Source organism: Flavobacterium sp. CHNK8, assembly GCF_019774515.1.
GTDB lineage: Bacteria > Bacteroidota > Bacteroidia > Flavobacteriales > Flavobacteriaceae > Flavobacterium > Flavobacterium tiangeerense.
The window spans coordinates 256,956-269,203 of sequence record NZ_CP081492.1 but is presented as its reverse complement, the minus strand read 5'-3'; the positions used below and the strand labels follow the sequence as shown (position 1 = coordinate 269,203).

General features: G+C 34.7%; 8 protein-coding genes. 2 read left to right on the top strand and 6 right to left on the bottom strand.

All coding sequences use genetic code 11. The features are described 5' to 3' along the window. The first annotated feature begins 5 nt into the window (after positions 1 to 5). Both K5V07_RS01095 and K5V07_RS01090 read left to right on the top strand, forming a co-directional pair. Positions 6 to 1,082, top strand: a complete 1,077-nt coding sequence (locus K5V07_RS01095; protein ID WP_221916016.1) for an exopolyphosphatase — start codon at positions 6 to 8, stop codon at positions 1,080 to 1,082. Between the two features lie 223 nt (positions 1,083 to 1,305). Next, entirely contained in the window at positions 1,306 to 1,848 is a 543-nt protein-coding gene (locus K5V07_RS01090) for a GNAT family N-acetyltransferase (protein ID WP_221916015.1), read from the top strand. Positions 1,849 to 1,894: 46 nt separating this feature from the next. On the opposite strand, the gene K5V07_RS01085 is transcribed toward K5V07_RS01090, so the two are convergent. The 6 genes from K5V07_RS01085 to K5V07_RS01060 all read right to left on the bottom strand — a co-directional run bounded on the left by K5V07_RS01085 (position 1,895) and on the right by K5V07_RS01060 (position 12,244). Beyond that, a complete protein-coding gene (locus tag K5V07_RS01085; RefSeq protein WP_144893406.1) occupies positions 1,895 to 2,176 on the bottom strand; it encodes a F0F1 ATP synthase subunit epsilon in 282 nt (93 codons plus the stop codon). 69 nt (positions 2,177 to 2,245) lie between these two features. After that, a complete protein-coding gene (gene atpD / locus K5V07_RS01080; protein ID WP_086454109.1) occupies positions 2,246 to 3,757 on the bottom strand; it encodes a F0F1 ATP synthase subunit beta in 1,512 nt (503 codons plus the stop codon). 257 nt (positions 3,758 to 4,014) lie between these two features. Beyond that, on the bottom strand, positions 4,015 to 5,565 hold the full coding sequence (locus tag K5V07_RS01075) for an SGNH/GDSL hydrolase family protein (protein WP_221916014.1): 1,551 nt from the start codon (positions 5,563 to 5,565) through the stop codon (positions 4,015 to 4,017). A gap of 30 nt (positions 5,566 to 5,595) precedes the next feature. Beyond that, a complete protein-coding gene (locus K5V07_RS01070) occupies positions 5,596 to 8,355 on the bottom strand; it encodes a TonB-dependent receptor domain-containing protein (protein ID WP_221916013.1) in 2,760 nt (919 codons plus the stop codon). 364 nt (positions 8,356 to 8,719) lie between these two features. Next, complete coding sequence (glmS, locus tag K5V07_RS01065; protein WP_221916012.1) at positions 8,720 to 10,567, bottom strand: glutamine--fructose-6-phosphate transaminase (isomerizing); 1,848 nt, start codon at positions 10,565 to 10,567, stop codon at positions 8,720 to 8,722. Between the two features lie 9 nt (positions 10,568 to 10,576). After that, the gene (locus K5V07_RS01060) at positions 10,577 to 12,244 is read right to left on the bottom strand and encodes a DUF4270 domain-containing protein (protein WP_221916011.1); all 1,668 of its coding nucleotides are present in this window, start codon (positions 12,242 to 12,244) and stop codon (positions 10,577 to 10,579) included. Positions 12,245 to 12,248 lie beyond the last annotated feature (4 nt).

Here is a 12,248-nt window from a genome sequence, read left to right as displayed (position 1 = left end):
CTTCTATGAAGAATAAAATACAAACAGCAACTGCCATAGTTGTTTTCATGTTCGTAAACAACATGATTGCTCAATCCAACAAAGATTTGTATGCAGGTATAGAAATTGGTAGTAAAGGAGTAAAAGTTTCTGTTTTAGATGTAGATAACATCAAGAGAGGGAATTATGAAGTAAAAAAGTTTTGGACAGAAAATGTAGGTATTGCAAAAGGAATTTCTATTAATGGAAATCTTGGAGAAGAAGAAATTCTTAAAACAATCAAAGTGGTTAAAGAAAACCTAAAAACAATAGAAACCGAATTCAAAGTACCAAGCGAAAATGTTTTCTTAATAGGTTCATCTGGAGTTGCAATGGCAAAAAACCATAAGGACTTAATAGGTAGAATAAAAACCGAAACTGGCAAAGACTTGGATTTTATTGATGCAAGCCAAGAAGGAAAAATGTTAATGAAAGGATTAATTCCACCTAATAAATACAAAAACTCATTGGTATTAGATATCGGAGGAGGAAATACAAAAGGAGGTTACGTAGATGTATCTGCCATGGAAGAATTTGTATTTTTCCCTGTAAGCTTAAATTACGGTTCTATCACACTAACTGAAATTGTAAACAAAAAAACAAAATCAGAGGAAATAAGCGATTATAATTCAAAATCTTTTGAATATATGCCTGAGTTACGTGCACAAACAACAGCAATGTTTAATTCTAAGCCAAAAGCTATGGACAAAAGTTCTGTCTATTTTTCTGGTGGTGCTGTTTGGGCTTTCTTTACTCTAAGCATGGACAAAACAGATGAAAATTTTTGCGAGTTTACTATGGACGATGTTATTAGTTACGATGTAGTTATCAAAAACAATTACACCCGATACAAGCAAATGGCAGCTACTGATAAAGAAATAGAGAGAGTACTGAATACGTACTCACAAAAACACCTCATTTCTGGAAACAATATTTTAATAACGCTACTAGAAAACATTCCAGATGTAAAAAATAAAAAATTATATTTCAGTAAAGAAGGACAAATAGCTTGGCTTGTTTCCTACATAGCAGATAGATCAAAGAGAGTTAAGAAAATAATGTAATTTTCAAAAGCTCCTACTTAAAATAGAATCGAAATCGTAAACTACTCTTTATGATTTCGATTTTTTTTATTTTAATCATTTGATACAAATTTAAAATATACGCCAATAAAAATAAAAGAACCTATAAAAATTTAAAATTCAATACACTAAAAATCAACAATAAAACAAAACATACTTTAATATCTTTAACTTGCATGGGCACTATCTATTAAACCGTAAGACCATGAAAAATATTCAATTCACAAGAGCAACAACTTCAAAAGAATTACAAGAGATTATCACCCTACAACAGCAAAATGTATCCAATAACATATCTGCAGAGGAGAAAAAGAAAGAGGGTTTTGTTACTCTTCAGCATACTTTTGAATTATTAGAACAAATGAATAATGCCTGTCCGCATTGTATTGCGAAAGCAAATGATACCGTAATAGGTTATGCACTTGTGATGAAACCAAGTTTTAAGGACACTATCAAAGCCTTAGAGCCACTGTTTGATGAAATTCAAAACCTAGTGCCGCACTATAAAAACTATATCATAATGGGGCAAATATGTATTGCAAAAGAATACCGAGGATTAGGTATCTTTAAAAAACTGTACCATTTTTACAAAGATCAATTGAGTTATCAGTATGACTGTCTTATTACCGAAGTAGCGTCCATAAATATGAGATCGTTAAATGCGCATCAAGCTGTTGGGTTTACAACCTTAAAAACATATCAGGAGCAAGACATTACTTGGCATATTATGATTTGGGATTGGGTATAAAAAAACCCCGCATGTAGCGAGGTTTTCTATTTCTTTTGAAATCATTTTAGTCAACTAAAACAATAACTTTATTGTCTTTCATTTCTATGGTACCCGAGTTAATTTCCAAAGTATAGTTTTGAGCATCTACCATAGTAAATTTAGCCGCAACTTCTTTTGCAAATTTAAAATTTGAAGCTGTAATTTTCACAAGTCCTTTTTCTAAAATAGAAACTATTGGAGCGTGATTATTCAATATTTGAAAACTACCATCAACTCCTGGCAACGTTACTGAGGTAACTTCTGCTGAGAACAATTTTGCTTCTGGTGAAACTATTTCTAATAACATATCTTTTAGTTTACAGTCTCAGTTAACAGTCTCAGTACAAAATACTGAAACTGAACACCGAATCTTAATTTATGCTTCCGCTAACATTTTTTCTCCAGCTTCTATAGCTTCTTCAATTGTACCTTTAAGGTTGAATGCTGATTCTGGCAAGTGATCTAATTCACCATCAATAATCATATTAAATCCTTTGATAGTATCTTTGATATCAACTAAAACTCCTTTTAACCCTGTAAATTGCTCAGCAACGTGGAAAGGTTGAGATAAGAAACGTTGTACACGACGCGCTCTCGAAACGGCTAACTTATCTTCTTCAGATAACTCTTCCATACCAAGGATCGCAATAATATCTTGTAATTGTTTGTATTTTTGTAAAATTTCTTTTACTCTTTGTGCGCAGTCATAATGCTCATCACCTAAGATTTGAGGAGTAAGGATTCTTGAAGTTGAATCCAATGGATCAACCGCAGGATAAATACCTAACTCAGCAATTTTACGAGACAATACTGTTGTTGCATCTAAGTGAGCAAAAGTTGTAGCCGGAGCTGGATCTGTTAAATCATCCGCAGGAACGTAAACCGCTTGTACAGATGTAATAGACCCTTTGTTTGTAGATGTGATACGCTCTTGCATCGCTCCCATTTCTGTAGCTAATGTTGGTTGGTATCCTACCGCAGATGGCATACGACCTAAAAGTGCCGACACTTCAGAACCTGCTTGTGTAAAACGAAAGATATTATCCACGAAGAACAATACATCTTTACCTTGATCAGTTCCTGCTCCATCACGGAAATACTCAGCGATAGATAATCCAGAAAGTGCCACACGAGCACGAGCTCCTGGAGGCTCATTCATTTGTCCGAAAACGAAAGTAGCTTTAGACTCTCTCATTCCAGGTAAATCTACTTTTGATAAATCCCATCCTCCATTTTCCATAGAATGCATGAACTCATCACCATATTTTATAATTCCTGACTCTAACATCTCACGAAGCAAGTCATTTCCTTCACGTGTTCTTTCACCTACTCCTGCGAATACTGAAAGTCCACCGTGACCTTTTGCAATATTGTTAATCAACTCCTGAATTAGTACTGTTTTACCAACACCAGCTCCACCAAACAATCCAATTTTACCCCCTTTTGAGTAAGGCTCAATCAAATCAATTACTTTGATACCCGTGAATAAAACTTCAGAAGAAGTTGATAAGTCTTCGAATTTAGGTGCTTGACGGTGAATTGACATTCCGTTTTCACCTGTTTTAGGTAATTCTGGCAAACCGTCAATAGCGTCACCAATTACGTTAAACAAACGTCCATAAACATCTGCTCCAATTGGCATTTGGATAGGATTTCCTGTTCCAACTACTTCATAACCTCTACTCAAACCATCTGTTGAGTCCATCGAAATGGTACGAACCGTGTTTTCACCAATGTGAGATTGTACTTCAAGTACTAATAAAGTACCATCTTTTTTTGTGATTTCTAACGAATCATAAATTTTTGGAAGTTCAACATCCTTACCGTTGAAAACTACGTCAACTACTGGTCCAATGATCTGGGCAACTTTTCCTATTACTTTCGACATTACTTATGTATTTATTAAATAGCTATTTAGGTTTATGAAATAGTTCCAATCGAAACGTATCGATTAAATGCTTTTTTCAGTGTGCAAAGATAATTTTTTAAAATATAAAATCAATTATTTTTTAGAAAAAATGGATATTTTTAGTAGATCCCACAGAAACAACTAAAAAAAAGAAAAATGACAACATTATTCTCAAAAAAAAGAAAGACCACTTACAAAGCGTAAGTGGTCTTTAAAATATCATTTTAAATTAGAATTTATAATGTTGCTGGATATAAAATACGATACAAACTTACGTCCTTGTTTTTAAAATTTGAACCAAATTTTGCATTTATAGCATCTGTAAATAAATTAGCTATAATTGCATATCCTCTTGGACTTGGATGCACACCATCTAACGAGAACATCCCACCTGTTACAAAGGCCGAAGTTACTCGGTAATTATTATAGACTATACCTCCATTTGCCAACTGATCCGTTACTGATTTTAGTTCAACAAATGCCAAACCTTTAGCATCAGCAACAGATTTTATTGTAGCATTATAAGCATCTGTAGCTACTTTCACTTCAGCTACTTCAGCTTTGGTTAATACATGTACATCTTGCATTGGATATGTTACACCAAAAACATTCAATGGCGCAGGAACTCCTGCAGGTGCAGATGCAATTACAGATTGAGCCGTTAATACTACAAGATCTTCTTTTGTAGCCTGTCTAGCTTGACCAAAAACTTGCCCGTAGAACGCAGCAGTCTGAGCTCCTAAAGTAGGAGTAAACGCTAAAGTTAATTGTGCAGAAAGATTTGGCAAACTCTCATCAACTATCAGCAAAGGGTTTGCAGCAGTAGTAGACAATAATTCTATCCTGGATCCAGCACCAAATGCAGTTAAAGCTTGTTTTAATGGCCCGTATAATTGCAGATTCAAACCTTGAATAGTAGCTGTTCCAACAGCAACATTTCCACGACCTAAAACTGATGCAGTCAATGGATTAAAAGGAACTGTTGTAAAATAAGGCAATGCCGTTACATATGGTAAATTTGCCACAACACCTTTCGCTCCCTTTGCCGTCATTGCATTAACGATATTGTTGTAAGCACTAGCAAAAACAGTTGGATCTGTAATATCATTGCTTAGATAGGTTCTTGGATCTAAATTTCCAGTTCTATTAACCCCACTTCCTCCAGACGTAGCATAACCTAAAACATCATTCCCTCCAATCCACAAGGAGAAAAAGGTAGGGTCTTGAGCAACTGCATCAGCGACAACAGAAGTTGTAGCCGACGTCGCAAATCTCGCAAAATATGGACTTGCTTGACCTGTAGCTATCTTAGCCACATTTCCATATTCTGGCGTTACCAAATGGTAACTTTTTGCACCTGGTACACCCAAATTACTAAAAGGGCCCGTAAGTTTTGTAGTTACTTCTGTAGAAGGCCTTCCTGATACCGGAACAGGTGCTGATCCATTAAAAAACAAACGTTGTCCTAGAATTACATTACCACCTAATAAAAGTCCTCCAACATTGTCAGCCATTAACGGTGTCTTAAATTCTCCGCTACCTTTTAACGCAAACTGCTGCGCTATAATGTTAGCATAGGAACCTTTTTGTCCTTCAATAAATAAAGCATTATCACTAAAACCTGCGGCATAAGAATCTCCCAGCGCTACATATTTAGTAACCACCGCAGTACCAGCAGTCAAGGCTTCTCCATTTGAAGAATTAGCGTCTATTACGACTTCATCCTCATTATTACACGCTACAAATGCTAGCGAAGCAAATAATAGCCATTTGAAATTTTTTATCATTGTTCTTTAATTTTACTGTTAATTTAATCCTTACGGGTTGATTGTCCAAGAGGCAAAATACTGTTGTCCAATAAGACCCGCTCCTAATACCTGACCATATTCTTTACCTCCTATGTTTGAAGCCCCTACTTTTAGGGTAGATTTCAAAGCAGGAAAGTTATAATTCAATTGAGCATCAATAACAGTTGCAGCATCTATGGTTCCATCAGCAAAAGAAGATTGCCATAAATATTCACTGTTCCAACGTCCGCTTACATTAAATCCGAAATTTTTGAATAATTTCTCATTTCCAATAGAAGCCTTAACTCTGTGTTTTGGAGTATTGAACCCTGCTTCAAAACTAGCATCTTTAGACTGATCAAAATCAAACTCAGCATAGTTGTAGTTAGCACCTACTTCAAAATCTTTATATACTTTTCTAGACAATCCTATACCAAAACCTAATGATTTTATTTCTAAAGATGTGTTGGTATACAATTGAAAAACTCTAGTATTTCCGTTTGCAAGCGCATGGATAGCTTGTTGACCTGCTACACTTGTAAGTCCTCCACCATCAATAGCTGTTCCGTACAACGGAGTAACTACATTTAAGTTTCCAATAAAATTATTATATACATTATAATATCCATTTAAATCTATAGAAGTTTTATTGATAAATGAACGGTACCCCAATTCAATTGCTTTAACCTCTTCTGGTTTAACTAAGCCAACATTAGTTTTTTGCAACAATGCTGGATTTTGTGCAGCCGCAAAAGCTGCTGCAGAAGTAGCGGTAAAGGAATTATTATAAGCGTTAGTACCATTAATTGTAACTGTACTTCCGCCAGCAAATCCCTGTCCTACAGCTCCTGAAATAGGCAATGTCTCTACAAATCGAGTCAAGTTATCAGGCGCTGAACCTAACAAGATTGCACTACCAACATTAAATCCGATGTATTGATCTTGTGTAGAAGGGTTTCTAAAACCTGTTTGAAAAGACCCTCTAAAATTATGATTTTTGTTTTGTCCTGCAGAATACACAACAGAAACTCTAGGAGAATAATTCCCAACAAAATTTTGTGCCTTGTCATAACGTAGTGAAGCCGTTAGTTTCAAACGATCGTCAATCATTTTTTTCATCACTTGCGTGTACGCTCCGTATTCATTATATTTTATAGGGCCATTAGCATCTGTATAAATTCGACCAAATGAATTTAACTGATATTCTCTGTAAGAACCACCCACTTGAATTTCAGCAAATTTGATTAAATCTTTAAAATTATAATTGGCATCAGAGTGATAAATCTTTGAATTATCAACAAGTTTTGATCCTGTTAAAACACTCGCTTCGTTTGTTACTTGATTGAACGCATTTTTAAATTCAGGAGTTCCCGGCAAGAATCTTCCTGTATCTGCTTTTACTCTAGCGGCTCTATGAGCATCTGCAGGCAACATACCACCTAATGTTGATTGTACATATGAATTGGCATAATCACCAAACCATTGTTGATCCGACTTCCACTTACGATTTATGTTAATCCCCGTAAACAACATGTCATAGGACTGACCTCCATCCTCAGTAGTTGTATATCCTCTCAAAAAGAAATTCTTTCCTTTGAATTCTAATTTATGCTGCTGCATGAAAAAGTTATTCAGGTAATAACGGTTAGCACCTTGATAAACAGTATTACCATAACCAAATTTACTTTGAACTATTACTTCTAATCTTTCGTCACCAAAAGGGCGAATATGCAAAGATGCATCTATTTTAGTATTTGAAACTTTGTTGTCAGTTAGATCAACCTCATTATAACCTGTTCTTGAAACTTTATCAGTTGGCAAAGTAGGAGCAGGAATTACAGTTGACACTTCGTCACCATAAACATTGATACCATCATATCCGTAATGAGTTCTATCTCTACCAGCTACCGTTTTATCATCATAATTTACAGCATGCCATTCTGTTCCTCGCATGTAAGCAAAGTTGGCTTTAGCAGCAAAATACTTATTAAAAGCTTTAGCCATACGAACTCCATAGTCTACATAGTCATTTGTTCCGGCTGCTTTTTGGCTGGTTTGACCAAATTTAGCATACGCTCGAATTCCTTCACTAGTAAATGGACTTTTACTAGTCATGAATAATATACCATTAAATGCATTGGCACCATATAATGCAGAAGATGCTCCTGGTAACAACTCCACTGATTGCACATCAATTTCAGAAACACCGATTAAGTTTCCTAAAACAAAGTTTAATAATGGTGAAGAGTTATCCATACCGTCTACTAACTGCATAAATCTTGTATTTGCTACTGTAGCAAAACCTCTAGTGTTAATAGACTTAAAAGACATACTTGAAGTGTTCATTTGAACTTCTTTCATGTTCTCTAAACCATCGTAAAAGGAAGGAGAAGCCGTTTTCTTGATTTCAGCGATTCCCATTCTCTCAATAGTAACTGGTGATTCAAGAACGCGCTCCGGAGTTCTAGACGCAGAAACTACGATTTCATCAAGCTTGTTCTCCTCATCTAGTAATTTCACAGCAACCTTTTGGCTACTTGAAGTAATAGATACTCTTTGTGAAGTGAAACCAACAGTAGACACCTCTATAACAAAGGGCGCTCTTTTTGTTGTTTTTAAGGTAAATGCACCTGTTACATCACTTGTGGTTCCTGCAGACTCTCCAACAACCTTGATGTTGGCTCCAGGAATTGGCTGGCTGTTACTGTCTGTAACAACACCTGAAATTGTGCTTTGCGCAAAAGATAGGCTGCAAAAAAACAATGTCAAAAAAAGTAAATACACTCTCATTGGTCTATAATTTGTTGGTTTATATAGCCAAAGTACAAATATTTTTGATATTATTAAAAAAGTAACAAATAAATTTCATATTTAGCATATATTTTAATGGAATTAAGATTAATTCACATTTTGTTATTGTTATTATTCTGTTAATTTTTATAGTCTAAAAATAGGTTTTCATTATGCATGCATACAAAAAATGAATATTTCACAATTATTATCTTAATTTTTAGCTATTTCGTAAAAGTGTAAAAAACCAGAAAAATCAAGTGCTAAAAGAATTTATATCATATCATAAAACAAAAAATATTGACCATAAAAAAACCCCGAAAAATTAATTTCGGGGTTAAACATATATTGTATTAGAAACTATTTATTCAACAGTAACAGATTTTGCTAAATTCCTTGGTTGATCCACATTACAACCGCGCATTACTGCAATATGATAGGATAGCAATTGTAAAGGTATAGTTGTAATTAATGGCGATAAAGCATCTGATGTTTCAGGTATCTCAATCACATAATCAGCTAATTCTCTAACTTGCGTATCCCCTTTTGTAACTACTGCTATAATCCTTCCACTACGGGATTTAATTTCCTGTATGTTACTTACAATTTTGTCATAATGACCTTGTTTTGGCGCAATAACAATAACCGGCATTGATTCATCTATCAATGCGATAGGTCCATGTTTCATTTCAGCGGCAGGATACCCTTCAGCATGAATGTATGAAATCTCTTTTAACTTTAAAGCTCCTTCTAGTGCAACTGGAAAATTATAGCCACGACCAAGGTATAAACAATTAGGTGCATCTTTAAACACTGCTGCAATTTCTTGAGCTTTAGCATTCGTTTCAAGAGCCTCTTTTACTTTTTCAGGTATAATTTCAAGCTCTTCTAAGTATGCGTGAAACGCCGAGTGTGACAATGTTCCTTTGGCTTTTGCTAATCTCAAAGCAATCATTGTTAAAACAGTAATTTGAGTAGTAAACGCTTTGGTAGAGGCAACCCCAATTTCTGGACCAGCATGTGTGTAAGCACCTGCGTGAGTTTCTCTTGAAATAGAAGAACCCACTACATTACAAACTCCAAAGACAAAAGCACCATTTTCTTTGGCCAATTTTATTGCAGCCATTGTATCAGCAGTTTCACCAGACTGTGAAATTGCAATAACGATATCTTTTTTGTTTATAATTGGGTTTCTATATCTAAATTCTGACGCATATTCCACCTCTACAGGTATTCTTGCAAATTCTTCAAAAATATATTCAGCTACTAATCCTGCATGCCAAGATGTACCACATGCAACGATGATAATACGATCTGCGTTTAAGAATTTTTCTAAGTTATCCTCTATACCTGCCATTTGAATCAAACCTTCATTAGCATGCAAGCGACCACGGTAAGTATCTTTTATTACATTTGGCTGTTCGTAAATTTCTTTCATCATAAAATGATCGTAACCTCCTTTTTCAATTTGCTCTAAATTCATTTGGAGCTCTTGAATAGTCGGATTTACGAGTGAATCATCTTTTATTTTACGAACTTTCATAGGCTTGTGCAACCTGATATTAGCCATTTCACCGTCTTCTAAATAAATAGCATTCGATGTAAATTCTATAAATGGCGATGCATCTGAAGCAACAAAAAATTCACCTTCACCCACACCAATAGCAAGTGGACTACCTAAACGGGCAGCAACAATTTCATTTGGGTTTTTCTTATCGAATACAGCAATTGCATAAGCACCTACAACTTGGTTTAAAGCAACTTGAACTGCTTTACCTAGTTTTAATTTATCTTTTTTCTGTACTTCCTCAATCAAATTTACTAAAACTTCTGTATCTGTATCAGAATAAAAAACGTATCCTCTTTTTAAAAGCTCTGCTTTTAACGGAGCATAATTTTCAATAATTCCATTGTGAACGATAGCTAAATCTCCTGAATTTGAAAGATGAGGATGAGAGTTTACATCATTTGGAACACCATGCGTAGCCCAACGAGTGTGCCCTATACCTATACTTCCGTTGGTGGTTATTTCTTGAGATGCTTTTTGTTCTAAATCTGCTACTTTACCTTTTGTTTTTGAAATTTTTAAATTTTCTCCATCAAAAAGCATAACACCAGCACTATCATAACCTCTATATTCTAATCTTTTTAGTCCTTTAATTACTATAGGGTAAGCCTCTCTATATCCAATATATCCAACGATTCCACACATATTTTTTTCTTAATTAGGTTTTGTAAAATAAATTTCAAACTTCAATCTCTTATCTGCCGGCACTGTACTTTTACCTCCATACAAAACAGTCCCTAATGGATTCATAACTGATCCCGTAGGTACTTCACGTACAAATGAATTGGCTGATTTTACTTTGTATGAGGTAGATTTATTAATATCCTCAGTAACAACAAGTCCAAGTTTCACATTAGTAGAGTCTTTGTTGTTGATTAAATTCCGAATATGGTTTGTAATTCTAATCTTGTAAGTAGCACCTCTTTTTGTTGTAGCATCTTTAACTAATTGACCTCCATAAATAACTTTTCCTTTCTTGGCATCCAAAGTATTACCAGAATCATCTACAGCATAATCAAACATCACTCGGTTGTTTGTAAAATCATACAAATATACTCTTTGAGGTTCCACACCACTAGCCATTGTAGCAGCATCTATGTGAAATACTAAATTAGCTTCATTGACCAAAAGTTTTTTCCCATCAGCAGGAAATCTTAAATCATCTAACTGATCAGATATTCCGTTTGCACCCGTAAGAGTACCCGCAGCAGTGTAGCCTTTGACATCGGTTTTATCAAAAAGTTCTACTACAGCAAGAGAACCTTCTCCTCCTCTTAAGAAAAGCTTATCATCACCAGTAGTCGTGTTTCCAGTAAAAGGCAAATTATTGTAAGCAGAACCACTAGTAGAAAAATCATTACTCAATAAACTAACGGTATTACCCGTCATATTAAGTTCGATTGTCTTTTTAACACGAGTAGTTGTGGTTACTCCGCCTGTCGTAGTGACTAAATCCTCATTGTATTTAATGGTAATCTTACCACTTTTAAAATTAAGCATAGCTAGATTTCCTGGACTAGTTCCTGCTTTTTCAATTTTAAAATACAAGCCTCTAAAATAATTTTTGAAAACATCATTATTAGCTAATTTTCCCGAGTTTATAGCATCAATAATTCGGGTTTTAAAATAACTTTTATTCAAATTCAACTGCATTTCAGGCGGACCATAAGTAGTTGTTTCAACCTTTGTAACTGTGTCTTTAGTTATGGTCTTTTTTGCAGTAGCATCAAAGAAAAACTCATCGTTTTGCGCTTTCTCTGAACTATCGTTTAAACGATTTGGTTTTTTAAAGTTATCGAAGTCTGCATTTTGATCTGAAAAATATCGTTGTTGTTGCTGAAAACCTCCGCTAGGATCGGCATCACGCATAAAAAACCCTGTTTCATAAACACTTAGCTTCATTTTAGCTTTTTCCGGCCCATAAATAGAATCTAAAACATACGTGCGAGAACCATCGGTATTATTTTTAGTCTGGTTATTATCAACAAAATAAGGAACCGTTAACACCACGCTTTCTACATAAGGATTTGTACTAACTGAGGTTACCACAGCAGCTAATGTAAGTTGCGTATTAAAATTGGCAGTAGTTTCACCAAAATTGGTACTGTTATATATTCCAAGCGGATTTATATCTAAATTATTAGACTGTACAACTCCCGTTTTTTGATTGTAGCCAGATACTCCGAACGATTGTTTATTGAGTTCAAAATTGTTATCTCCTAATAAATCACCACCTATTTCATTGAAATCTTTATCGCATGAAGCCATAAAAATCACAGTTAAACCAAGGAAAACTTTCTTGAATAAAGAATTATTAATCATATGT

Coding starts and splice junctions, on each gene's coding strand:
- K5V07_RS01095 (WP_221916016.1), top strand. CDS start 6: ATGAAGAATAAAATACAAACAGCAACTGCCATAGTTGTTTTCATGTTC.
- K5V07_RS01090 (WP_221916015.1), top strand. CDS start 1,306: ATGAAAAATATTCAATTCACAAGAGCAACAACTTCAAAAGAATTACAA.
- K5V07_RS01085 (WP_144893406.1), bottom strand. CDS start 2,176: ATGTTATTAGAAATAGTTTCACCAGAAGCAAAATTGTTCTCAGCAGAA.
- atpD (WP_086454109.1), bottom strand. CDS start 3,757: ATGTCGAAAGTAATAGGAAAAGTTGCCCAGATCATTGGACCAGTAGTT.
- K5V07_RS01075 (WP_221916014.1), bottom strand. CDS start 5,565: ATGATAAAAAATTTCAAATGGCTATTATTTGCTTCGCTAGCATTTGTA.
- K5V07_RS01070 (WP_221916013.1), bottom strand. CDS start 8,355: ATGAGAGTGTATTTACTTTTTTTGACATTGTTTTTTTGCAGCCTATCT.
- glmS (WP_221916012.1), bottom strand. CDS start 10,567: ATGTGTGGAATCGTTGGATATATTGGATATAGAGAGGCTTACCCTATA.
- K5V07_RS01060 (WP_221916011.1), bottom strand. CDS start 12,244: ATGATTAATAATTCTTTATTCAAGAAAGTTTTCCTTGGTTTAACTGTG.